This is a genomic window from Wolbachia endosymbiont (group B) of Rhopobota naevana (assembly GCF_947250615.1).
Lineage (GTDB): Bacteria > Pseudomonadota > Alphaproteobacteria > Rickettsiales > Anaplasmataceae > Wolbachia.
Genome location: NZ_OX366333.1, coordinates 1,528,627 through 1,552,963, shown reverse-complemented (window position 1 = coordinate 1,552,963; position 24,337 = coordinate 1,528,627). Strand labels below are relative to the sequence as shown.

Below are 24,337 nucleotides of genomic sequence, written 5' to 3'. Positions count from 1 at the left end.
ACAGAGAAGCCTACTCTTTCTACAAAGAAAGAATTTTCTTTATATCACCTTTGCAGTCCATTTCCATGCAGAGTTGAATGTTCATATTGTGATCATCTATATGGAAATTATAAATGTAAGCATCACCAGTGAAATTTCCTATAACATCATGGCTTTCATTTAGCATTTCACCTGCCATGTGGAAAAGACCAGTGTCTGAGTTAGAAGAATAATCTGTAAACTTGATGTACCCGTTACCACATTCCTGTTCTAAATTTAAAGGTGGATTAGTAAAATCTATTTCGTTCATAATTGCCTCATATTAAAACTAAATTATAGTTAAAATAAGATGTTAAGTCAAGAATTTAGAATAAGATTGGTAGCTGACTATAATTTGCATTTTAATTGTATATTTTGTTAATATGTTAATGCTATAATAATACAGAGCTCCTTATATTAATTCTTGACTTTATTCTATAAAATTTATACTTTATTTACTGCTGCAGTTTAAGTATACAGGGTCAAAATGGCGTTAAATCCGCTAGAACAATTTAAAGTATATACAATAATAGAACTACCAAAATTATTTGGGTATGACATAAACTTTACCAACTCATCTCTTTTTATGATGATCTCGGTGATATTAATGGTACTGTTTTTGCTCCTTGGAATAAGAAAAGGTGCAGTAATACCAGGATATTTGCAAGCTGCAGTTGAATATGTATATGATTTTGTTGTTTCAATAATAGAAAGTAACACTGGAAGCAAAGGTTTGGAGCACATTCCTTTGATATTTACAGTATTTATTTTCATTTTATCGTGTAATTTAGTTGGTGTTCTTCCTTATAGTTTCACAGTTACAAGTCATGTGATAGTTACCTTCGCTTTATCAATGGTGGTTTTTACTTATATAACGATTGTTGGGTTTAAAGAAAGAGGAGTAGAATTTTTACGCATATTGCTACCAAAAGGAACTCCTTCGTGGCTTGCACCTATAATCATCATTATTAAATTATTTGCTTATTTAGTAAGACCGATTAGTTTATCAATAAGGCTTGCAGCAAATATGATTGCGGGTCATACAATCATCAAAGTGATAGCAGGATTCGTCATAAATATGAACATATTTTTTACACCTGCACCTTTTTTGTTTATAATTGCACTAATAGGATTTGAAGTATTTGTTGCAGTTTTGCAAGCTTATATATTTACTATATTAACATGTGTATATTTGTCAGATGCAGTAAAGTAATTGACTTCCTTGCAGAATATTTTACAATTATATTATAAAGAAATAGTTAAAGGTAATATATGGATTTAGTGGCTTTAAAATTTATAGCAATTGGTTTGGCTGTATTTGGAATGCTCGGTGCTGGTTTAGGTATAGCTAATATCTTCTCTGCTATGTTAAATGGGATTGCGAGAAATCCTGAGTCAGAAGGTAAAATGAAAAGTTACGTTTATATTGGTGCTGCCATGGTTGAAATCATGGGGTTGCTTGCGTTTGTACTTGCAATGTTATTAATATTTGCTGCTTAACAGATGCCACAGCTTGATGTTTCAACTTTCTCTTCTCAAATTTTTTGGTTTTTAATTTTTTTCTCTTCACTTTTTTTTGTAGTGAGTTGTTTGTTTTTACCGAAGTTAGATGAAATAATAAGCACTAGAAGTAAAGAAGTGTTAGATTCATTTAATAGTTCTATTCACCTTTTAAGACTTACAGAAGAGCAAATTGCCAAGTATAATGCAGCTTTAAATCAAGCTAGAGTACGGGCAAAAAAAATCATAGATGATGCATTTGCTCAAGTAGAAGAAATGAGAGCGAATGTTAAGGATATATTGGAAGAGGAAGACAAGAAGATGATTAAACTTGTTGAAGAAAAGGTAGTACAATTTAAATCTAAGTATATTAGTGAATTAAAACAAATGGCTACTAGTATTGCTTTGATTTACTATACTAAGTTAACTAATTCTGAGATTGAAGAGGAATTTGTTGCTGACTTGGTGTCAAAAGAATTTTAGGGTTTTTATGTCTACATTACTAGTTATAAGCCTTGCTTTTTTAGTAGGTTTTATCCTCTCATATAAATTGCTAAGGAAGGTAATAAAAAACGCGCTTAACAATAAACGTAACAAAAGCAAGTTTTCAAGTGAAGAAACTGAAAAATTCAGAAAAGATATGTTGGAGTATTACAAAAAATCTTCTGAAAAATACAAAAAATTAGATGCAGAAGTTAACAAAATGATGAATGAAGCACTTGATAAGGCTAATAGTATTATTAAGCATAATAGACAGCAACTCGATCAAACGTTAGATGAAAATGCCCATTCTAATTTGAAGAAAGTTACTGACCAAGTTGAAAAAGCTCTTGGGGATTTACAAGCTAACACAGCGAGTATAGCTGCTGATGCTGTAAAAAAAATAATGCATGAACGTAAAGATGATAAGCGTAGTAGTGAGGTTATATCTTCGTTTTCACGTGACTTGAGCAAAAAGTTGCATTAAGTTTAATGCCTGTACTTCAAACTGATAATGTAGAAAAAATTAAATTTGATTCTAGTTTATGCAAAGAACAAGAGAAACTTTTCTACTATAGGTTTAATATAATTCCTTGGCAAAAATTAAATGATACTACTTTTTTTATGGTTGAAGACATAAGCCAAGATATCAACCTTTGGGTCGAATCTCATTACGGTATTGAATATGTATTGATAAAAGTAGATAGCAAACAGATTTTAAATCTTCTTAACTCACACTTTGGTATTTCAGAATTCGCAAGTAACTACTTATATTATAAGAATCCTAATTTTTCAGCTAAAAGCATTAGGCTCAGTTCAATCTTTTTTTCCTCTTTCTTTGTTATGATTTCGACTTTAACACTGACAAAAAAATATGCATATTTTGCTTTGGTGTTGATATTTATAATCGGATGTTCTAGTTCTTTATTCAAATTTGTAACTAAAATTTTTGGCTTGCGTAAAATTTCTAACCAAAAAGCAGATTATGATAAGATGAATGAACCTATATATACTATTTTATTGCCTGCTTTTAAAGAGAATGCGGTTATAAAGCAATTGATTAAGAGCATTGAAAGTTTGGATTATCCAAAATCAAAATTAGATGTAAAGCTTGTGATAGAGAGCGATGATCAAGAAATGTTGGCAGCTATAGAAAAATGCACTTTACCACAGTATTTTGAAGTAATAAAAGTGCCTCATTCTCTGCCTAGAACAAAAGCTAAGTCATGCAATTATGCTATGAGCTTTGCTAGAGGAAAGTATGTGGTAATATATGATGCAGATGACAAGCCAGATCCGTTGCAGTTAAAAAAAGCACTAATTGAATTTAATAAGGGCGACGAAAAGTTGGCTTGTGTACAGGCGAAATTAAATTACTATAACTTTGGTTGCAATTTTCTTACAAAATTCTTTTCTCTCGAGTATATGAACTGGTTTCAATATTTTTTGCCTGGATTTCAAAAAATGAACATGCCAATACCTTTGGGTGGTAGCAGTAACCATTTTTCAGTGGAAATTTTAAAGAAAGTGCTTTTTTGGGATGCTTACAATGTCACTGAAGACGCTGACCTTGGTTTGAGACTTGCGCAAATGGGATATAAAACCAGGATTATTGATTTAGAAACATTGGAAGAATCACCAACTACTGTGTTTGCTTGGATCAAACAAAGAGCACGCTGGATTAAAGGTTATATGCAAACTTATATCGTTCATTTAAAAAATATAAAATTACTTTTTAAGCACACTGGGCTTAAGGGAGTTTTGCTATTAAACCTTTTTGTTGGTTCCTCAGCTTTTATATTTTTCACGACTCCTTTTTTGTTACTTTCATTGGTGCTGACTCAAATTTTGAATGAATTATTCTTATATTATTTTATAATAGTATACGGTATTAACTTGATTTTTTTGATAATAGCTATCAGACAACAAAAAATGCCTTTTTATTTTTATATAGTATCAATATTTTTTCCCGTCTATAGTCTACTACATAGCGTTGCAGCTTTTCTCGCTTTGTGGGAATTTGTTATTCACCCTCAGCAATGGAATAAAACTCAGCATGGATTATGGAAGCAAAACCTGTAGCTATTTGGCTTTTTCTCTGCTCTCTCATGGTGATTTGCATGGTGGGAATTGGTGGATTTACCAGACTTTCAAAAGCAGGATTGTCAATCACGGAATGGAAACCAATTACCGGAACATTGCCACCGCTGAGTGAACAAGACTGGCTAAAAGAAAAATCAAAATATGAAGCTACACCTGAATATAAAGCATTTAATTATGGTATGAGTATGGAAGAGTTTCGCACCATATACTTAATAGAATATGTGCACAGGTTAATTGCAAGGCTGACAGGTTTAGTTTTTATCTTACCATTTATATACTTTACACTAAAAAAAAGAATACCTAAAAATGCAGTAATAAGGTTATCTACAGCACTATTATTTGGAATTTTACAAGCTTTTGCTGGTTGGTATATGGTAAAAAGCGGTTTGGTATCTAATCCTCATGTTAGTCACTATAAGCTTGCACTTCACTTACTGCTTGCATTGGTTATTTTTGCATTATTGTCGTATCAATTTTTTGATTACCAAATCAAACCAAAACAGATAATTAAAATTAATAGCAACATTACATGTTACATATGGATAATTTTAATCCTAGTTACAATACAAATAATCTTCGGTGCATTTGTTGCGGGATTAAATGCTGGCTTAATTTACAATACCTTTCCACTAATGGATGGACAAATTGTTCCGGAAGATTTATTTTACTTACAGCCTACATGGCTCAATATCTTTGAAAATAGAGTAACAGTGCAATTCATACACCGGGCATTGGCATTGCTGATATTAGTTCTGACAGCAATACTCACAATAAAAAATGCCAGTGTAAAACCAGTATATATTATGCTACTCTCCGTCATTATTCAGGTAATTTTAGGAGTAGTCACTTTGTTGCTGCATATACCAATGGCCATTGCCATAGCCCATCAAATGTTTTCATTTATCTTATTTGGGTCAGGTTTATATTTCTTGTGTTATTTAAGAAAGCAGATCTAATACCAAATCACCAGCCTGTACATTTTTCCCCTCTGTAACAGGGATATTTTTTATCACCATTTCTGATTCAGCACATATGATATTTTCCATTTTCATTGCTTCCACAACAAAGAGAGGTTGTCCTATTTCTACCTGATCTCCAGCATTTACGTGTAATTTAACTAATAAACCAGATATTGGAGATTTCACAGTGTCTACTGAAATCCCTTCTGTTTTGTTGTTTAGCATTAATTTGCTTAGTTTAGCTACATGAGGTTTCAATACACAACATTTAGCTTTCATACCTGCGTGTCTTATAAAGTATTTGCTGCCTTGCCTTTCTATTTTAAGTGCTATGTTGGTATCGCCATTAATTATGATATGTAGCAATCTATAACTTGATTTCCACCTACCTACCACGGAGTATTTATTGTGGTTATATACTGTTGTTAATATATTATCTTGGTATTTTGCATTTACGGAGTACTCATTATCGTCTATTTTCACTATGAATGCTTCATCTATTGACTTACTGTAATACTTTCCCTCATTTTCTAAGTGAACATACAGTGCAGCAAAAATAAATATTTTAATATATTCCTCTGTGATAAAATCGCCTTGAAACCCACTGGGATAATGGTCTGGAATGAATCTTGTGTGGAGTTTTGCTGCAATAAAATTTGGATTATGGAAGATGGATTCTAGAAATTCTATGTTGTTTATTACTTCCCCTATATAGCACTCAGACAAAGCTTTTTGCATTCTGCTGATCGCCTCTATTCTATCTTTTCCATAGGTTATAATTTTTGCAATCATTGAATCGTAGAACATGCTGATTTCTGAACCGCTAGCTACTCCATCATCTATTCTTACATGACTATTTTCATCTGGTTTGTCGTAATATTTGATTCTTCCGCTGGAAGGAAAAAATTTCTTTGATGGGTCTTCAGCACAAATTCTACTTTCTATTGCAGAACCAGTAAGTTTAATATCATCCTGATTGAATCTCAATTTTTCTCCACAGGAAGTTCTAATCATTTCTTCTACTATGTCTATTCCAGTTATAAATTCTGTTACTGGATGCTCAACTTGTAATCTCGTATTTACCTCAAGAAAATAGAAGTTTTGGTCTTTATCTACAACAAACTCGACAGTACCTGCTGAAAAATAACCAACTTGCTTTGCCAAAGAAACACATTGGGCATACATTTTTTGTCTTACTTCTTCACTAATAAATGGACTTGGAGTTTCTTCCATTATTTTCTGGTTATTCCTTTGTATCGAGCATTCCCTCTCTCCAAGACACACTATATTGCCATATTTATCTGCTATGATTTGTATTTCAATGTGTCTTGGCAGCTCTATATATTTCTCTATAAAAATACTGCCATCTTTAAAACTTTTCTCTGCTTCATTTGTTGCTGATGTAAATGCTAGTTCAATTTCTTTTTTGGAATATACAATTCGCATTCCTTTGCCACCACCACCTGATGCAGCTTTGAGCATAACGGGAAAACCAATTTCTTCAGCAACCATGGATGCGTGGTCAGCATCTTCGATCTTACCCATATATCCTGGCACTACATTTACTCCAGCCTTTCTTGCCTCTTCTTTTGCCGTTATTTTGTTGGCTGTAACTTCTATTGTCTTTGCACTTGGACCAATGAAATCTATGTTATGTTTTTCCAGAGCACGGGGAAAATCTGGATTTTCCGCTAAAAACCCATAGCCAGGATGAACCGCTTCAGCACCTGTTTCAACTGCCACCTCGCATATTTTTTCAATATTTAAATAACTCAGGCAAGAAGGTGAAGGACCAATGTACTTCGACTCATCTGCTTGCCTTACATGCACAGAATTTACATCTGCATCTGAATATACGCATACACAAGATATACCCATCTTGCGCGCAGTTTTGATTATCCTGCAAGCAATCTCTCCTCTATTTGCTATTAAAATTTTACTATACTTCTTTCTTATCATCTTATCAGTATACTTTCTTAAGTTAAGAAAGTAAATTTCTATATTATTCCTTGCAAGTACTTCATGTTGGGGCTAAACCACCCTCTAAAAGTTGCATAACATTAGGATCTGTCACTATAGTACTTTCGTTATAGAGGCCATATACCTCGTTACATGCCTTAAATAACAGATATGAAGACCCTCCAGAAGCTATTGTCGCTATTGAAGCCAACGCAAGAGACTGAGAAACCGAAAATAGAAGATACAAAGATACACACATAGCGATAGCACACACTATAGCCCCTGCTATATATAAGCATAGATGAAATTTCTTATTACATATAAAGCCACATTTTATATCTGCAATTTGCTTAACTTCTTTCCGCTCTGCAGGGTCCAAGAAATAAAGGGGTGATACTGCCTTCTTCCCGTCATCCTTAATATAGCTTTTATCGAGGAGTGCTTCCTTAATATATTTCTTGTTATTCTTAAATTCCTTTTCTAATCTTTTTACTTTTTCCCAATCTTTAGCTTCTTTTGCTTTCTTGACTTTGCTCTCAGTATCTTTTTCTAAATACTTTATGATCTCCTGTAACGCAGATAATAGAAACCCTTTACTTGCTGCTATATGAAATGGGTTTCCATTTTCATCAATTCTATGCTTAGCTACACAAGCAACTCTTTTCTTGCAAGCTTCAATAAATTTATTTTCATCCTCTTCTGTTACAACTCCTCTTGCAATTTCAAATAAATTATCCATATATACACCTCACTGCATTCACTAATATTAAATTATACAATGCAGTTTGTTAAAAATAAATGTAAATTGATCTTTCAAATTTACTATAGTTCCACGTTGTTGCAAGTACAAATTTTAGTTATCATCGGTTACGTTATCACAATAGACAAATATGCCAGGTATAGTCACTAGATTCGCTCCATCACCAACAGGATTTTTACATATTGGAGGAGCTCGCACAGCTTTGTTTAATTGGCTCTATGCGCAGCGTCATGGTGGCCAGTTTTTACTAAGGATTGAGGATACCGACAGAAAACGTTCAACACAGGAAGCAATTGATGCAATAATAGATGGGTTAAAATGGCTTGGAATAAACTATGATGGAGAAATAATATACCAATCGAGAAGAATAGCTAGACATATTGAAGTTGCAAATCTTTTAGTTGAAAAGGGTAGGGCGTATCACTGTTACTGCCCTGAAGATGAAGTTGCAGAAAAGAAGGCAAGAGCAAGAGAAGAAGGAAAAATATATAAGCATAAGTGTACTCATTCGACATCAAGCGCAAACCCTGTTGTCCGTTTCAAAGTGCCAGACTCAGAAGATATTGTTGTTGACGATAAAATATACGGCCAAGTTACAATAAGTAGCGATCAGCTTGATGACATAGTAATCTTGCGCTCTGACAATACTCCAACATACATTTTCGCTGTGGTAATTGATGATCATGATGCCGGAATAACTGATATTATACGTGGCTCTGATCATCTCACTAATACCTTCAAGCAATTACTAATATACCAAGCTCTTGATTTTGATGTCCCACGCTTTGCACACGTACCGCTTATTCATGGAGAAGACGGGAATAAGCTATCTAAAAGGCATGGGGCTACAAGTGTTTGCGATTATGAAAAGATGGGAATATTGCCACAGGCAATGCGTAATTACTTGCTAAGACTTGGCTGGAGTCATGGCAACGATGAGATTATTAGCGATGAGCAAGCAATAGAGTGGTTTAATTTAGAAAGCATCGGTCGTTCACCTGCACGGCTCGATTTCAAAAAACTGGAGCATTTGAATAACCACTATATTAGTAATATGAGCAATGAAGATATTCTGACTCTAATGCTTAGAGAAAATACTCTAACTGACAAAAAAAAGGGCTATTTACTGCAGGGACTGACAGAGCTGAAAAAAAGAGCAAACTATCTGACCGAATTATTGGACTTAGCAAAATTTTATATTCAAGTTGATTTAAGTGAAGAAGCTCAGCAAATTGTCAAATCTAACCTCAATGTAATTAAGTTACTTGCATCATTTCTTTCGAGTGTAGGTAGTGAAGATTGGAATAAGAATTTTTTATCTTCTCAGATTAAGGAATTTTCAAAATTACATAATATAAAAATGAGCGATATATACCACTCATTACGCGCTCCAATAACTGGAATAATGGATGCGCCTGGAATCATCGATATCATGGTAATTCTTGGTAAAGATGAGTGTATAAAAAGATTGCAAGCAATTTAAATAAAAAATTGCTTGACAGACTCTAGTAGCTTCATTATAGTGGAGAATGAAGATTTTTTAGGATCCAAAATCTATCTTCACCTGCAGGTTTTTTCACCAAATAATCAAATTTCAGCAAAAAATATATAAGTTTATTTTTGCTAGCTCTTTATTCATATAGGAGGGTTTATGTCTAGAATTCCTGATACTTGACTTTTATTTTTAAGTTAAAAAAACAATTGGCGCCTATGGTTTTCACATTAAATCATTTTAAATTGTTAAAGTTAATACGGGCTTTTTTTGCCTTTTTTTATTGGTATTTTTTTCATATTTTATTATATCATTATACTGTGGTACCATATAGACTTCAGTTTCATGATAAGGGGAGCAGGCTCCGTCTCAGCTATGGAATTAAAAAATGACTATGCATAAGATCTAATGGTGTGTCTAATCTATAGATAATTTTTTGTATTGCTAAGTTAATATTTTACATATCTGTTCAGCAAAGTGGTAAAATAAGGTAGACGAGAAAAGACAACTAAATGAGTGTCATCCCAGTGCCCAGACACTGGGATCCAGTTTTTTGATTGAAAATGTTGTCTTGTTTTCGATAAATTTTGCTGGATGCCAGTGTCAAGCACTGGCATGACACCATTTGCTGTCTTCAAAAATGAATATTCGTACAGCTATGTGTCAGCTACTCGGATGACATCGTCATAAAGAAGCCAACGTCAGCTATTTTCATAACACCTACTTACTGGTTACTTTACATCAATTTTCTTGATGTGTTTCTCTGATTTAGGTATGGTTACATGCAATACTCCATCTAAAAAGTTGGCAGATACCTTATCTTGCTCTACATTTGTTGGAAGTTGAATAGATCTATAGAAAGAACCATAGTACCTTTCTTTATGGTAAAACTGCTTATCTTTTGATTCATTATTACATGTTTTTTCACCCTTCACTATTAAGTTATCGCCAGATATACTAATGTCTATGCTTTCTTTAGGAATACCTGGTAACTCTAATGATAGGCAATAGCTTTCCTTTGTTTCATAAAAATCACAAACTGGTAGTAGAATACTGCCTCTTTTGGAAAGCTCTGGGTTCCATCCTGTAAAAAAGCTATCAAATATGTCATCAACGGCTCTTTGTAACCCTCTTACACTAAAATTATCACGATTATTGTTTTTATTTAAATGAACTATATTACTCATGTTGTACCTCCTTTTACTAATACATGCATTACATAATCACTCCACTTATTAATTTCAATCCTAAATCTAAAATTTTTTAGATGCGAAAAATTTTCCCCGTTTACTATAACTTGATTATGAGAAAAAATCTTGTTTGGATTACCACGAGTAGTTCTATAAACTAGATTAACTGTAAAAAAGGGCAAGTGTATGCAAATTTATTACTTCTCTTTCCACTTCCACAATCAAACAATTTTGAATGTTTCTTATTTGACTTGCCAACAATGAGAATTGGTATAACTGCTAGCTCCGTCTTTCAGCTATGGCATTAAACAATGACATGCATAAGATCTAATAATATGTATAATTTATAAATAATTTTTGAGGTAAATTGTGAAATTGGGCGTTAATATTGATCACGTTGCAACCCTTCGCAACGCACGTGGAGCTTCTTATCCAGATCCATTAAAAGCAGCAAAAATAGCTATTGATGCTGGAGCAGATTTTATCACCGTACACTTACGAGAAGACAGAAGGCATATCAGAGATGAGGATGTATTCAATCTAAAACAAAACATTAGCACTGAGTTAAATCTTGAAATCGCAGCTACGGAAGAAATGCTCAAAATAGCAAAAGAAGTAAAACCCTATTCGATTTGTATAGTACCAGAAAAAAGAGAAGAATTAACAACCGAAGGTGGCCTGAATATCGTGAATATGCACAGTAAACTTTCTGGTATAATAGAGGAAATGCATAGCTTTGACATAAAAGTCTCACTGTTTATCGATCCAAATATTAATCAACTAAAATATCTTGAGAAGCTAGAAAGAAAGCCTGACATAATAGAAATTCACACAGGGGATTACTGTGATAATCCATCAGAAGAAAAATTAAAACTTATTACTAACTCTGCAGAATACATTAATAAGCTAGGAATAGAATGCCACGCAGGGCATGGCATAAACTATAAACATGCTAAAAGAATAAAAGAGATACCTCACATCTCAGCTCTTAATATAGGCCATTCTTTAATCAGCGAGGCTATATTTCATGGCTTACATAGTGTAACTAAAAAGATGAAAATGACAATATCTAAGTAGCTTATACTTTCTCTTTGGTATTTAAAGTACTTGAAAGAGCTTGACTTGCTTTAAACCTTACTCTTTTCTTTTCAGGAACGGTCATAATCTCACCATTTTGAGGATTACGGCATTGTCTTTCCTTACTTATAGCAGTAGAGAATGTCCCTATTCCATGCAAACGTATTTCACCTTTACGATTTAGATCGTTCTTGATTGTTTCCATAAAAATATCATGAAGCTTACCCAAACTAGCTTTTGTTATATCTATACCTTGACTAGAGCACTCTTGACTCAGTTGGTTTACTATATCTTCTTTACTCATAAATTACCTTAATATTGAAAAATTACATAAACAGCATATTATGCTAATGCCAATAGTCAACTAAATTCGTCATAAAAAGAGAAAATGTCATAAACCCTTGTAAGAACTTGTATAATATTTACAAAAAAATACCATTATGAAACAATTATCTCTTAGAAAACTGACATTTTTTCCGAGCTTTATGTTGACCATATTTCTTACGCTCAACAACACGTGAATCTCTAGTTAGGAATCCACCCTTACGTAATATAGAGTGTAGATCTTGACTTATACTACTTAAAGCTCTGCTTATTCCATGAGCTAAGGCACCTGCTTGGCCAGATAGTCCTCCACCTTTTACAGTTGCAAACACATCATACCTATCTAACATAGAAGTTACTATGAATGGCGCTTTAATCATTTGACACACTGATTCTCTTTTAAAATAAGAAATTAAATCATCTTTTTTATTAACACTAAATTTTCCACTTCCTGGCTTTATCCATACTCTTGCTACAGATTCTTTCCTTCGACCTGTGGCATATGAACGACCAAGTGAGTCAATCATTGCCTTTTTTGGCTGATCATTATTATTTATTTTCACTTTTTGCTCCATTATTTCTTATTTTTACGATTTAAAGAGGCAAAATCTATTTTTTCAGGTTGCTGTCCTTGATGCTTATGTTCTGAACCAGAATAAACATACAAATTTTCAAACCGTCTACGTGCCATAGGACCATCATCAAGCATTCTTTTTACTGCCATTTTTATCACACGCTCAGGGAATTTGCCATTTAAAATATTATCTGGAGTAGTTTTCTTTAAACCACCAGAATAACCTGTATGCCTATAGTAGATTTTATCTTTAAGTTTCTTTCCGGTAAAATGTACCTTTTCTGCATTAACAATAATTACATTATCTCCACAATCCATATGAGGTGTGTATTCAGGCTTATGCTTTCCACGCAATAGCGCTGCTACAAACGCTGCAAGCCTTCCTACTACTAATCCTTCTGCATCTATAACAAGCCATTTTTTATCGACTTGTTTCTCTTTTAAGAAAAAAGTTTTCATATATCAATATATAACAGTAGATTATGATATACTAAGTTGCTTGATAGTGTCAACAACATTAGTTATTGATTATTAAAGTAATTTATGCTAATAACTTTAATAATATGCTAGAAAGCAAAATGTTTCGATTGATTATTATATTTGTAATCGCTTTTAGTGCTATAGATTGCTATGCAATCGATTTGGAAGAGGCTATAAGCAAAGCTATCAAAAATAGCTCAAAAATAAAGTCTCAATTTTACCAATATAAAAGCGCAGAAAAATATTATAAATCTTCTGGGTTAGCTGGATTTTTACCTGACATTAATTTACAATATAATTTCGATAGTAGTTTTAGCCTGGAAAACTCTGGAAAGGATCTAATATTAAGTCAAAGAATAATAGATGGTGGTGGCACCTTTGCTACATTCAGTCGATCAAGTAATCTTCTCAAAGCAGCAAAAATGCAATTTCAGCAGTCAAAACAAGAGCTTGCACTTAATGCTGTGAAAGCATATGTTAGTGTTTTACAAAAGACAGAAATATTAAAGCTCAGAGAACATAGAGAACGCGTTTCTTTGGAACATTTGTCAGCTATGAAAAAACGCTTTTCCCTTGGAGAAGTTACTAATGCTGAAGTTTTGCTAGCAAAAGCAAAATTTTCGTCTTCTATATCCGAAAGAGTTGATGCTGAAGGTAAATTAAAATTGGCAAATATTGCTTATTATCATTTGATTGGCGAAGATGCTGATGAACTTTCTGAAGCTAATGATAAATTACCTTCTGTTCCAGAGCTAAATGAATGTTTACAATTAGCAAAAACCAATAATTTATCTCTAAAAGCAGCAGTTTATCAAAAAAGAGCTGCTGGAATGGAAGTGATCGCTGAAAGCTCCAAGTGGCTTCCTTCTTTAAATCTAAGAGCAAACAAAAATTTTGGGAAAGATGGTGTAAAATTAGACAAGCTATTAGAAAATGTTCATATAGTTTTTACTCTTGATGTTCCAATCTTTAAAAAAGGAGCGAATGCTTTTGGTGTCAGTAAAGCTAAAATGGATGCAAAAAAATCTACCTACGATTATTATGAAACGGTAAAAAATATAGAAGAAGCAGTTGTAAATGCTTGGAATAACGTGCTGACAGCAAAAGCTATTATTAAAGCAAGTCAAGAAGCGGAAAAAGCAGCAGCTTTAGCATTGGAAGGAGTTAAGCAAGAGGTAAACTTAAGTTTAAAGAGTACATCTGACCTTTTGGACACTGAAGATGCATTATTTAAAGCACGCTCCGATCTGGTTGGAGCAAAAAGCAATTATGTAATTAGTGTTTACAACTTGCTTTTTATGATAAATAGTATAAACCTTTAAATTTAATGGTATGAGCGATAATCAATCTGTAAAAGATATCCTAGAAGATATAAAAAAAGCTATATCGGGTAAAAATGCAAGTGTTGATAAAGCAGAAGTAATCGATGAAGATGATGATGTACTATGCCTTGAAGAGGAGTACCCAGAAGACATCGAAGAAAAAGAAAATAGTGAAGAAGAGAATGATTGTCAAAGTGAGAAAATGAATAACCAATTTAATAGTTACAACTCAGAAGAGAAAAATTTGTATGATAATATCCAAATGAGTAATAACAAAGTGAGCTATCAAGAACAAAGTAACGAGCATTTAGTTTTAAAAGAAAATATGGAGGAAATTAAAACATTGCTTGAAAAGATGCAAAGCGAACTACGGCATAAACAACAAAAAAGAGCGGATCTTACTGTTGAAGAATTAGTTGTATCTCTTTTAAAACCTCAGCTTTCAGAGTGGCTGAATAAGTATCTACATGCATTGGTAAAAGAAGTAGTTGAAAAAGAGCTCAAAGATATAATCAATAATAAGTAGGTTATTAGTATAAAGACCAGAGTAAAAACAGCTAGAGGTAGAAAGTTATCTTCAACAAGATGGCTACATCGCCATTTGAATGATCAGTATGTGCAAAAAACCAATAAGGACGGTTATAGATCGCGCTCGGCATATAAGTTAATAGAAATAGACGATAAATTTAAACTACTCCAACAAGGGCAAAAAATTATTGATCTTGGCGCTTTTCCTGGTGGATGGTCACAAGTTGCATCTAAGAAAGGAGCGAGTGTGATTGCTGTTGACATAAAACCAATAAACGCAATTAGTGGAGTAGAGTGTATACAGTGTGATATTATCAGCGAACTTGAAATTTTAAGAGAAAAATTCAAGGATCACAAATTTGATGTAATTTTATCTGATATGGCACCAGAATCTTGCGGTTTAAAATCGTTAGATCATATCAGAATTATGCTTTTATGCGGAGCAGCGCTCAATTTTGCAAAGCATTTTTTGAATCATGATGGCAAATTTGTAGTAAAAATTTTTCAAGGAGAGTCTGATAAAGATTTCTGCAATGAGCTAAAAAAAATGTTTAAAACAGTAAGATACTTCAAACCAAAGTCAAGTAGATCTGAATCTACAGAAATGTATTTAGTAAGTTTAGGCTTTATTGGTGGCAACTATTCTGTATAGCAGGTACTTACAACGCTAATTCTGGATTAAGGGAGGAAGAAAGTATAGGAAATAGAAGGCTTTTTGGGTTTCATGGAATAGGAAATAAGAGTAGAGAAGATATGAACCAAAAAATTAGTAAGAGATCTATGGCGAGTATGCTCAATTTCTAATCTGTTTTTCAAATAACCAAAAACCGTTTCAATAATAGACCTTTTTCTCAGCAAAATCTTTTCATTTAGAGAGATTAAAGCATTTTTCATGTTTTTTTCACTTTGGTAATAAGCTTTAATCCGCGGTCAAACAACTCTTGAAAAAGCTCCTTTTTTATGTAACCCTTATCACCAAACAAGAGACCTGTTAATTTTTTTGTCAGATGGGATACAGTTTTTTTGTCATCAACATTGCCTTTTGTTAGCGTAAGTGCCTGAATTTCTCCTTTATCATTAATAACTAGATGTAATTTAAAACCAAAAAACCAGCCGTAAGAGCTCTTGCTTAATTTTGCAATACCAGCAAAAACCTTATTTTTAGATATTCTTTTTGCATGGCAAATTGCAATAGGAGTTGAATCAATATATGAGATACCAGTATTTTTAGACTTTTCACAAAGCCACTTTAATAACATTGCTAAATGCCACAGAACCCTAGGTTTTAGTGCAACAAACCTAGTATATGAAGGCAACTTTGAAAAATCTGATTTGTAGAAAAATGTTAAGTGATGCAGGTAGAAAGCTTTGAAATTTTCACATGGAGATTGTTGATAGATAAGAATTATTGTAATGATTTCAGAAAGTGTAATTTTCGGTATTCTTGTAGGCTTTTTGTTGCTTGAAAGTAGTTTGTCTGCAAAATTTTCTTCTATAGCTTTACAAAAATCGTCGACCAAGCAAAATAGTTCCGTTATATCTTTATTCATGGGTATCCTCACTTTAATTTCTTAATATTAGCTGAGTTTACCCTATTTCCACTTCTTTTCTATTCTCTTCTAATCCAGAATTAGCGTTAGTAGTATTAATCTTCCAAATAAATATGGAGACACTCCTTTGTGCGTTGCTGCTCGGGGACATCATAAAAAGATAGTAAGAGCTCTATTAAAAGCAGGTGCTGATCCTTTATTAGGTAATCGTGATAACAAAACTCTAGATAAAGAACTTACTAAAGAAGCAATTATGCTAGCAATAATCTCGGGTGTTGGTATATTTGTTATTGCATCTGTTGTAGCTGCGATAATAGTTACTTCTGCATATTTTATTGGTGTATCATTATCAGTAGGTGCTATGGCTGGGATAGCTGTGGCTGCTGCTGTACTCACAGGACTTGTTGCTGGTGGCATTATATATGAAGTGTTGAAGCCTTGTGATGAGTTAAAGGAGGCTATTGCAAAAAAATATCAAAGCTTAGTCAGAATAGTGCAGTGGACGATAGTAAGCCTGATTGTAGTCTAGAAAATCCTGGAACACACTTACTGGCAACATTAAAAGGTTTTATAAATAATGTAAAAAGTTTTTGCACTATTTAAGGAAGAAGTCTCTTCTTCCTTTTTTTCCAATTTTTTATTTAGCAAGGTATCTAGATACCTTGCTTAACACCAAAACAGAATTAAGGTTTAAACATCCTAGGTGTATTAACATTCATTTTGAAGACAGCAAATGGTGTCATCCCAGCGCCCTCTTTCTTGTTATTCCAATACTGGGATTCAGAAAACTGACCAGGTTGGTCACGCGCTGGCTCTCTAAAATTACTTTAGCTACAAATATTAAGAAATTTACTAAATAAAAAAAGACAAAAGAATCCCCGTATAGCGAGTTTTAATAATGTAAATTGATAATGTGCTAACAAGCGCGATTTGGCTGAATGTAGAAAAAATAAAAAAAGCTGCTATAATTTTATGTAATTTGCCAATAAACACCTGAATTTTGTCGTTGAGCCCAAAAACAAGGATAAATACCTTTATTAGTATAATAAGGAAAGTGGGAAGGTTTGTCAAGTAATAAAACTAGAGGGCTCAAATGAAAGAAGGTAAACTCTAAAGTGTACGTTCAGTAGCACTTTCTATAAGAGAGATTGTATTATCTATCCCATAAAGCTTTATAAAAGATCCCATTCTAGGACCGGTTTTTTGGCCAAGCAGCGTTTCATATAGCAACTGAAACCAATCGCGTAAGTTATTGTAATTATGTTTTTTTCCGATGGAGAAAACCTGAGATTGAATCTCTTCAGCAGTGGCTGTAATAGGCAGGGAATGTAGGTTGTTCTTTAAATCTAGCAACGCTTCTTTCTCTTTTTCGTTTGAAGCTTTATACGCTTTTGTTGGCTTGATAAAGTCGTGATAATACCTAACTGCAAAATCCGAAAGCCTATCTAGCATTTTGTTGCTTTCTGGTGTAACGTTTGGTGCATAAGTTGATATAAAACCCCAAAGAATCTCTTTATTTTCAGCATTACAAGCTGCTGCCAGGTTTAAAAGTAACGAAAAATTTATGCCTGAAGTTTCTACGTTTGGAACTTTACCCTGGTGGATGTGCCATACAGGGTTATTTACATCCTTTTCTTTACTTTCATTATAACGCTTAACAAATTCCAAATATTCATCAGTTGATTTTGGTATCACATCAAAATATAAACGTTTAGCTTTTTTAGGACTCTGAAAGATGTATAACGCTAAACTCTCTGTGGGTGCATAAGTTAGCCACTCCTCAATTGAAATACCATTTCCTTTTGATTTTGATATCTTCTTTCCTTCTTTATCAAGAAATAACTCATAGCAAAACAAAAGCGGTGGCTTTTCTCCAAGTATTTTACATATTTGACTTGAAAGCACAGCAGATGGAGTCAAATCCTTTCCATGAGCTTCGTAATTAACTCCGAATGCAGCCCACCTCATCCCCCAATCAGGTTTCCATTGCAGTTTACATTTTCCTTTTGTCACTGGAACTTCTATTTTTTCCCCGTTTGGGTCTTCATACGTGATTGTTCCTTTATCTGTATTTGTTTCAATTACTGGAACTTGTAAAACTTGGGAAGTTTTTGGGCATATCGGCAAGAATGGACTGTAAGTCTGCTGCCTTTCTTCCCGAAATGATGGAAGCATTACTTCCATCACTTTATCATAATTTTTCAGCAGGAGTAAAAGTTTTTCATCGTAAACGCCAGATTTATAACACTCTGTTGCACTCCTAAATTCGTATTCAAATCCAAACAAATCAAGAAATTTACACAACAACGAATTCATGTGATGACCATAACTCTCATGAGTGCCAAATGGGTCAGGTATCATGGTTAATGGCTTGTTCAGATTCTCTCTTAGCATTTCCTGATTTGGTACATTATCTGGTATTTTTCGCAAACCATCCATATCGTCGGAAACTGCAATGATTTTGGTTTTTATACTAGGAGCTATTTTTTTTAGAGCGTTTGCAATAACTGTGGTACGAAAAACTTCCCCAAAAGTACCAATATGTGGTAAACCCGAGGGACCATAACCAGTCTCAAATATTATCTCTTTTTTATTAGGGAATTCTTGTAGTATTTTTTCTGCTTCTTGAAATGGCCAGCTTATAATCATTGAATTTAAATTAATTATCTTACCTAAAGTGCTATTCATTTCAATAGATTTTTAATTAATGATGTAGTATTAGTGTTAGAGCTCTTATTAGAAGGTTAAAGATATGTCTACTGGCAGCATACAAACGAATCAATTATTTAAAGGTCTTACAAGACCTGCAATGCTCTTTGGTGTGAGTTATATGTTTGCAATATTAAACGTTCTAATTTGCATGCTAATTTTCATTAATACAAATGATCTTAGAGTAATTCTCCTGATGTTACCAGGTATACATGGACTTGGCTATATAGCTTCTGCAAAGGAACCGTTGTTTATTGAGTTATTTATGGTAAAGTTGGGAAAATGTTCCAAATGTTTAAATCGGTTTTATCATGGAGCCAATTCTTATGACATTACTTGATGTTATGCAATGTTGAGATTTAGAGCTATTCAATCAAAGAATAAATCTATTCTAAGTAGAGAGGTTCACGCTGCCGAATTTATACCTTATTCTTGCTATTGGAATAGTACAACCTTGATAACAAAGCAGAATTGGTTAGTTAAATTTATAAAATTAAATGGCTTTGCGTTTGAAACGGCCGATGATGAAGACTTGGTGATACAAAATAATATCAGAAATCAGATGCTAAGAAGCATTTCATCTCCAGCATTTAGTTTGTACTTTCATACCATCAGGCGTAAGAAGAATATCTTTTCTGATGAATTTGCAAACCAGAGTTTACCAAATTTTTTTGCTAACCATGTAAATCTAAAATGGAGAGAAAAACACGCAACTAGGCAATCTTTTATTAATGATTTATACATTACGATTATTCGTAGGGCAGATACAAAGGGAGTAGAATTTTTATCACATCTACTGAAAAAATTTGGGCATGTAACTTCAAAACATGCTTGGGAAAGTGATATGCGTGATACCTATGAAGATTTAGAGGAAACGACAAATCGTATAGTAACAAGCCTTAGGAATTATTCGCCTAAAGTCCTTGGAGTAAAAGAAACTCCAAACGGGCTGTTTTGTGAAATAATGGAGTTTCTGTCTAGAATTGTAAATTGTGGCTTTGTTACAAATACGCTTTTTCCACTAAAAACTGAAATATCAAGATACTTACCAGTTCATAGGTTATTTTTTGGCCATAAGATGATACAGGTTGTGACTCATAATGAAAGTAAATATGCTGGAATAGTTAGTATCAAAGAATATGGAAATAATACTTCCGCAGGAATGCTTGATTCTTTTTTACAACTTCCTTATGAATTTATTATCACGCAGTCTTTTCAATTTACAAATAGGCAAATGGCAATTGCGAAAATGCAGATACAGCAAAATCGTATGATACAATCTGCAGATAAAGCTATTTCTCAAATAGCAGAAATTTCTCATGCGCTTGATGATGCAATGAGTGGTAAAATTGCGTTTGGTGAACACCATTTAACTATCTTATGTATAGAAAAAAGCCCTAAATCATTGGACAATGCTTTATCATTGGTTGAATCGGAGCTTTCTAATTGTGGTGTTTATCCTGTTCGTGAGAGGGTTAATCTAGAACCAGCATTTTGGGCGCAAATTCCTGGTAATTTTGATTATATAGTAAGAAAAGGTACAATAAGTAGTCTTAATTTGGCCGGTTTTGCATCTCAACATAATTATCCTACTGGTAAAAAATTCAATAACCACTGGGGAGATGCTGTTACAGTTTTTGATACAACATCTGGCACTCCATTTTTCTTCAACTTTCATATAAGGGATGTTGGACATACTATGATAATTGGGCCAACAGGTGCTGGCAAAACTGTTTTAATGAATTTTTTATGTGCTCAAGCAATGAAATTTTCTCCAAGAATATTCTTTTTTGATAAAGATCGCGGTGCAGAAATTTTTTTAAGAGCACTTGGTGGTATCTATACTATAATAGAACCAAGAACTAAGACAAATTTTAATCCTCTGCAACTTGACGATACTCCTGATAATAAAACATTTTTGATGGAATGGATAAAATCTTTAATTTTAGTGTACAACGATAAATTCACTTCAGAAGATATTGCTAGAATTAATGATGCAATTGAGGGAAATTTTAAATTAAAAAAAGAAGACAGATTTTTGAGAAATCTTGTACCATTTTTAGGACTTGCGGGCCCTGATACTCTAGCTGGAGCAATATCTATGTGGCATGATGATGGCTCTCATGCTGCAATATTTGACAATAAAGAAGATTTGCTAGATTTTTCAAAAGCAAGAGTGTTTGGCTTTGAAATGGCTAGCTTGCTAAAAGATCCTGTTGCTCTTGGGCCGGTCTTGATTTATTTGTTTCATAGGATTAGTATATCGCTTGATGGCACTCCATCTATTATTGTTCTTGATGAAGCATGGGCGTTAATAGATAATCCAGTTTTTGCACCTAAGATAAAAGACTGGTTGAAAGTGCTGAGAAAGTTAAATGCTTTTGTAGTTTTTGCTACTCAGAGTGTTGAAGATGCAAGTAAAAGTGCTATTAGTGATACGCTTGTACAGCAGACAGCAACACAAATTTTTTTGCCAAATCTGAAAGCTACTAGTGTCTATCGAGATGTTTTTATGTTAACTGAACGTGAGTACATACTGATCAAACACACAGATCCAAGTACTAGATTCTTTTTAGTAAAGCAGGGAGTTAATGCTGTAGTAGCTAGAATAGATCTGAAAGATTTGGATGATGTGGTCAACGTGTTATCTGGACGTGCGGAAAGTGTTCTATTGTTATATGATATACTGAAAGAAGTCGGAGATGATCCAAAGATGTGGTTGCCTGTGTTTTATCAAAAGGTGAAAAATGTTTAAAACTAAACTGTCATTACTGTTAGTTGCGATATTTTTGTTAAATATAGATTTTTTGCTCTCGTATCCAGTGTTTGCAGATACAGTAAGTGGTACTGACAAAACGGAATTTGTTAGCAGATTTAATTCTACTGGTAGCTTTAGCCGTGCCTCTAATCCTGACTGTAAGGCGTTTGAAACATCTGCAGCAGTTGCTGGGATAGCAATTGCTATTGGTGCAATATTTACTGGTATTGTTTTGATTGTCTCTTCTGCTGGTTTATTTACTGCTCTTGTTATCGTTGGAATGATAGCTGCAATTGTTGGAGTCTGGAAGGCAGTTGGGGGACTTATTGTTTGTCAGCATAGTTTTGTTAGGCATCCAGTTGCATACGATAATGATGGGAGATATAAAAATTTTAAACTAAAAGATACAGGTTATAGTGGTGATACAGATAAAAATTATCGAACAGAAGATGAATATTTTTCTGCATTACAGAAAAGATCAGGAAAAGATGGAAAACAAACAGAGAAAGATATTTTAAACTTTACTGATTGGGATGTTGTGAATGTTGATAGGGAACACTACTACTGGCCAAAAAACGGTGTGCAATACAGTGAATATATAGAAATATGTCATCGAAATCCTTTAACTTTTGGTAATCTTTTTAACAAGAAAGACTTTGATTCCAGAGAAAAACCTGGATACATAGACTTTGATGTAAGGGAAAAAGATACTGGATATGTAGATGGGTCATGGTCCCCGACGGTCGATGGTGAGCTGAAATGTAAAGTTCTCAAAGCAGGACAGAGCGAAGACATATATGGATCAACGTTCAGGGCAGTGAGAAAAATGGGTAGGTTATGTGTGGAATTGGCTGAAGTTAGGGCAGCTGGAACTGCTTGGCCGCAAGGAATTGATATAGGATGCACGGAATTACCACCTGATCCGATTGCTCCTATGTGTGAACAATCTGTGATATTATTCAAAAATAAAGATGGTACAGGTGGTGAAGAAAGGAACAGGGATGACGATTATAAAACTCTTATCAGGAAAAAAGAAAAAGAAGGAAAAATTTTTGTAGGTTATGACAATAAAAGCTGTTTTAGCTCGTATGTCTCTGAAGCTTGCTACAATCAAGCGGGAAGTAAGTCATTATCTCCTATTCCTATAACTTCTATGATAGTGCAATGTATTAAGGAGTCGTTAGATAATTTAGTGGCAGGTATTGATTCAAGTGGTAACTTACTTACAGACAAAAATGGACATGCTAAGGGTAGTTTTTTGTCTGTAGCACAAAAAAGACTGAAGAACACTGTTACTGCTATCTTAATTTTAGCTTTGATATTGTTCTCTATAAAAGCCATGTCTGGTGGAATGCGTAGTCCACAAGAAATGTATATATTGATCATTAAATTCGCTTTAGTGATTTACTTTACGACAGGTAGCACTATGTCTCATTATTACGGGGAATTAACAAAACTTTCGAACGGCTTATCAGAAATAGTGCTTAAAGCTTCATCTGAGAGTAAAAATATATGTAATTATGAGGCAGGTAAAGATTATGAATACGATCGTGCAGGGCAGAAGGTATCCTACAGTTATCTTGCACCTTGGGATAGGCTTGATTGCAGAATTTTATTTTATTTAGGTGCCCCTTTAGATGGAATTGGTGGCAAAATTGGTACTGGAGGTGTTGCAACGTTAGCGGTTTTGCTTGGCGCTGCTCCTGTCTTGTTAGTTGCAGGTTCGGTGATTGGTATTATTTTCGCTGGTGGACAAATTTTAGTAGCTCTTGTCTGTATATTTATGGCCATTTTGCTGATGATGGTTATTTTGTGGATGTGCTATGTATTTATTTTATCTCTAGTTGCTTTAAGTGTAATTGTTATTCTATCACCTTTGTTTATTCCTATGGTTTTATTCCAACACACCAAAGGATATTTTGACGGCTGGGTGAAAGAGTTGATTACCTATAGCTTATACCCGGTTATCCTTTTTGCGTTTTTATCCTTTATGTTCATAGCATGTGATAAAATCTATTTTAAAAATTTAAATTTTAAACTGGACGAGTCATATAAAAATGAACAACCAGACAAGTCATATGAAAAGAAACAAGCAGAAATCTCATATAGTAAGAAAAAACAGTGGTTTAAATTGAAAGATGGGGAATGTGATAAAAATGAAACTACTCTCGCATGTATGATGCAAAATTATAGCTTTAAAAAGAGCAGCATACTTGGTCTATTCGACTTTACATACATGGAGTTTGGCAGCTCTCTAATCGGAGAATTATTAAAATTGTGTTTAGTATTATTCCTCTTTTACCACTTTTTAAACGTTCTTCCCGGCATGGCTGCTGAGCTTGCTGGTAATCACAGGGCAGCACTTGGTTCAGGTAGCACTCCTGCACAAATGGTGAATAAAGCTTTATCTGCTGCTGGAGGTGCTGGTCAAGTTGCTGCTGCGGCTGTAAATAAGGCAAGAGGGGCTATTGGAGGAGGTGGAGATGATAATAAGGGATCGGGATCTTCCTCTAGTGAATCTATAAAACCAGGTGGAGAGTGAGCGCAGGTGAGT

Annotated in this window: 23 protein-coding genes and 1 pseudogene; 15 read left to right on the top strand and 9 right to left on the bottom strand. The window is 33.8% G+C overall.

Annotated elements, in window-relative coordinates:
• Nucleotides 1-19 precede the first annotated feature (19 nt).
• Nucleotides 20-289 carry a hypothetical protein gene (locus tag OOL01_RS07470; protein WP_010402566.1) on the bottom strand — a complete coding sequence of 90 codons (270 nt, stop codon included), beginning with the start codon at nucleotides 287-289 and terminating at the stop codon, nucleotides 20-22.
• A gap of 216 nt (nucleotides 290-505) precedes the next feature.
• On the opposite strand from OOL01_RS07470, the gene OOL01_RS07465 reads away from it, so the two are divergent.
• The 6 genes from OOL01_RS07465 to OOL01_RS07440 are packed head-to-tail and all read left to right on the top strand — an operon-like array spanning nucleotide 506 to nucleotide 5,057.
• Nucleotides 506-1,231: a F0F1 ATP synthase subunit A gene (locus OOL01_RS07465; protein ID WP_007302047.1), complete on the top strand. Its 726-nt coding sequence runs from the start codon at nucleotides 506-508 to the stop codon at nucleotides 1,229-1,231.
• 59 nt (nucleotides 1,232-1,290) lie between these two features.
• Complete coding sequence (locus OOL01_RS07460) at nucleotides 1,291-1,518, top strand: F0F1 ATP synthase subunit C (protein WP_006014985.1); 228 nt, start codon at nucleotides 1,291-1,293, stop codon at nucleotides 1,516-1,518.
• 3 nt (nucleotides 1,519-1,521) lie between these two features.
• Complete coding sequence (locus OOL01_RS07455; protein ID WP_007302046.1) at nucleotides 1,522-2,001, top strand: F0F1 ATP synthase subunit B family protein; 480 nt, start codon at nucleotides 1,522-1,524, stop codon at nucleotides 1,999-2,001.
• A 7-nt stretch (nucleotides 2,002-2,008) separates the two neighbouring features.
• Nucleotides 2,009-2,485, top strand: a complete 477-nt coding sequence (locus tag OOL01_RS07450; protein ID WP_052264897.1) for a F0F1 ATP synthase subunit B family protein — start codon at nucleotides 2,009-2,011, stop codon at nucleotides 2,483-2,485.
• 5 nt (nucleotides 2,486-2,490) lie between these two features.
• Nucleotides 2,491-4,080, top strand: coding sequence for a glycosyltransferase family 2 protein (locus tag OOL01_RS07445; RefSeq protein WP_264686713.1), 1,590 nt, complete (start codon nucleotides 2,491-2,493; stop codon nucleotides 4,078-4,080).
• On the top strand, nucleotides 4,062-5,057 hold the full coding sequence (locus OOL01_RS07440; protein ID WP_264375028.1) for a COX15/CtaA family protein: 996 nt from the start codon (nucleotides 4,062-4,064) through the stop codon (nucleotides 5,055-5,057). Before OOL01_RS07445 ends, OOL01_RS07440 begins: the two co-directional genes overlap by 19 nt.
• Here the strand turns inward: OOL01_RS07440 and OOL01_RS07435 are convergent.
• Both OOL01_RS07435 and OOL01_RS07430 read right to left on the bottom strand, forming a co-directional pair.
• Nucleotides 5,040-7,019, bottom strand: coding sequence for an acetyl-CoA carboxylase biotin carboxylase subunit (locus OOL01_RS07435; protein ID WP_264686712.1), 1,980 nt, complete (start codon nucleotides 7,017-7,019; stop codon nucleotides 5,040-5,042). The two genes, OOL01_RS07440 and OOL01_RS07435, sit on opposite strands and share 18 nt — an antisense overlap.
• A 61-nt stretch (nucleotides 7,020-7,080) precedes the next feature.
• On the bottom strand, nucleotides 7,081-7,758 hold the full coding sequence (locus OOL01_RS07430) for an ankyrin repeat domain-containing protein (RefSeq protein WP_264686711.1): 678 nt from the start codon (nucleotides 7,756-7,758) through the stop codon (nucleotides 7,081-7,083).
• A gap of 151 nt (nucleotides 7,759-7,909) precedes the next feature.
• Here OOL01_RS07430 and gltX point away from each other — a divergent pair, with 151 nt between their 5' ends.
• Nucleotides 7,910-9,262: a glutamate--tRNA ligase gene (gene gltX, locus OOL01_RS07425; protein ID WP_264686710.1), complete on the top strand. Its 1,353-nt coding sequence runs from the start codon at nucleotides 7,910-7,912 to the stop codon at nucleotides 9,260-9,262.
• 740 nt (nucleotides 9,263-10,002) lie between these two features.
• Here the strand turns inward: gltX and OOL01_RS07420 are convergent.
• Nucleotides 10,003-10,458: an Hsp20/alpha crystallin family protein gene (locus OOL01_RS07420; protein WP_264686709.1), complete on the bottom strand. Its 456-nt coding sequence runs from the start codon at nucleotides 10,456-10,458 to the stop codon at nucleotides 10,003-10,005.
• A 372-nt stretch (nucleotides 10,459-10,830) separates the two neighbouring features.
• Here OOL01_RS07420 and OOL01_RS07415 point away from each other — a divergent pair, with 372 nt between their 5' ends.
• On the top strand, nucleotides 10,831-11,538 hold the full coding sequence (locus OOL01_RS07415; protein ID WP_010402508.1) for a pyridoxine 5'-phosphate synthase: 708 nt from the start codon (nucleotides 10,831-10,833) through the stop codon (nucleotides 11,536-11,538).
• A gap of 1 nt (nucleotide 11,539) precedes the next feature.
• On the opposite strand, the gene OOL01_RS07410 is transcribed toward OOL01_RS07415, so the two are convergent.
• The 3 genes from OOL01_RS07410 to rplM form a co-directional block, all read right to left on the bottom strand.
• Nucleotides 11,540-11,842 (bottom strand): HU family DNA-binding protein, encoded by a 303-nt coding sequence (locus OOL01_RS07410; protein ID WP_019236673.1) that lies wholly within the window; start codon nucleotides 11,840-11,842, stop codon nucleotides 11,540-11,542.
• A gap of 145 nt (nucleotides 11,843-11,987) precedes the next feature.
• Nucleotides 11,988-12,437 (bottom strand): 30S ribosomal protein S9, encoded by a 450-nt coding sequence (gene rpsI, locus OOL01_RS07405; protein ID WP_010402504.1) that lies wholly within the window; start codon nucleotides 12,435-12,437, stop codon nucleotides 11,988-11,990.
• Nucleotides 12,437-12,895, bottom strand: coding sequence for a 50S ribosomal protein L13 (rplM, locus tag OOL01_RS07400; protein WP_006014941.1), 459 nt, complete (start codon nucleotides 12,893-12,895; stop codon nucleotides 12,437-12,439). Before rplM ends, rpsI begins: the two co-directional genes overlap by 1 nt.
• A 104-nt stretch (nucleotides 12,896-12,999) precedes the next feature.
• Between rplM and OOL01_RS07395 the strand changes: the two genes are divergently transcribed.
• From OOL01_RS07395 to OOL01_RS07385, 3 genes are all read left to right on the top strand, one after another.
• On the top strand, nucleotides 13,000-14,238 hold the full coding sequence (locus tag OOL01_RS07395) for a TolC family protein (RefSeq protein ID WP_264686708.1): 1,239 nt from the start codon (nucleotides 13,000-13,002) through the stop codon (nucleotides 14,236-14,238).
• A 10-nt stretch (nucleotides 14,239-14,248) separates the two neighbouring features.
• Nucleotides 14,249-14,764, top strand: coding sequence for a PopZ family protein (locus tag OOL01_RS07390; protein WP_010402496.1), 516 nt, complete (start codon nucleotides 14,249-14,251; stop codon nucleotides 14,762-14,764).
• Between the two features lie 75 nt (nucleotides 14,765-14,839).
• A complete protein-coding gene (locus OOL01_RS07385) occupies nucleotides 14,840-15,418 on the top strand; it encodes an RlmE family RNA methyltransferase (RefSeq protein ID WP_264686707.1) in 579 nt (192 codons plus the stop codon).
• Between the two features lie 26 nt (nucleotides 15,419-15,444).
• Here the strand turns inward: OOL01_RS07385 and OOL01_RS07380 are convergent.
• Nucleotides 15,445-16,316, bottom strand: a pseudogene (locus OOL01_RS07380) (IS982 family transposase).
• Nucleotides 16,317-16,443: 127 nt separating this feature from the next.
• Between OOL01_RS07380 and OOL01_RS07375 the strand changes: the two are divergent.
• Nucleotides 16,444-16,845: a hypothetical protein gene (locus tag OOL01_RS07375; protein WP_264686706.1), complete on the top strand. Its 402-nt coding sequence runs from the start codon at nucleotides 16,444-16,446 to the stop codon at nucleotides 16,843-16,845.
• 581 nt (nucleotides 16,846-17,426) lie between these two features.
• Here OOL01_RS07375 and OOL01_RS07370 read toward each other — a convergent pair.
• Nucleotides 17,427-19,004, bottom strand: coding sequence for a lysine--tRNA ligase (locus tag OOL01_RS07370; RefSeq protein WP_264686705.1), 1,578 nt, complete (start codon nucleotides 19,002-19,004; stop codon nucleotides 17,427-17,429).
• 64 nt (nucleotides 19,005-19,068) lie between these two features.
• Here OOL01_RS07370 and OOL01_RS07365 point away from each other — a divergent pair, with 64 nt between their 5' ends.
• The 3 genes from OOL01_RS07365 to OOL01_RS07355 are packed head-to-tail and all read left to right on the top strand — an operon-like array spanning nucleotide 19,069 to nucleotide 24,325.
• Nucleotides 19,069-19,365: a type IV secretion system protein VirB3 gene (locus OOL01_RS07365; protein ID WP_006015054.1), complete on the top strand. Its 297-nt coding sequence runs from the start codon at nucleotides 19,069-19,071 to the stop codon at nucleotides 19,363-19,365.
• Between the two features lie 9 nt (nucleotides 19,366-19,374).
• Nucleotides 19,375-21,780: a VirB4 family type IV secretion/conjugal transfer ATPase gene (locus OOL01_RS07360; RefSeq protein ID WP_010402460.1), complete on the top strand. Its 2,406-nt coding sequence runs from the start codon at nucleotides 19,375-19,377 to the stop codon at nucleotides 21,778-21,780.
• A complete protein-coding gene (locus OOL01_RS07355) occupies nucleotides 21,773-24,325 on the top strand; it encodes a TrbL/VirB6 family protein (protein ID WP_264686704.1) in 2,553 nt (850 codons plus the stop codon). The genes OOL01_RS07360 and OOL01_RS07355 overlap by 8 nt, the downstream gene beginning before the upstream one ends.
• The last annotated feature ends 12 nt before the right edge of the window (nucleotides 24,326-24,337 follow it).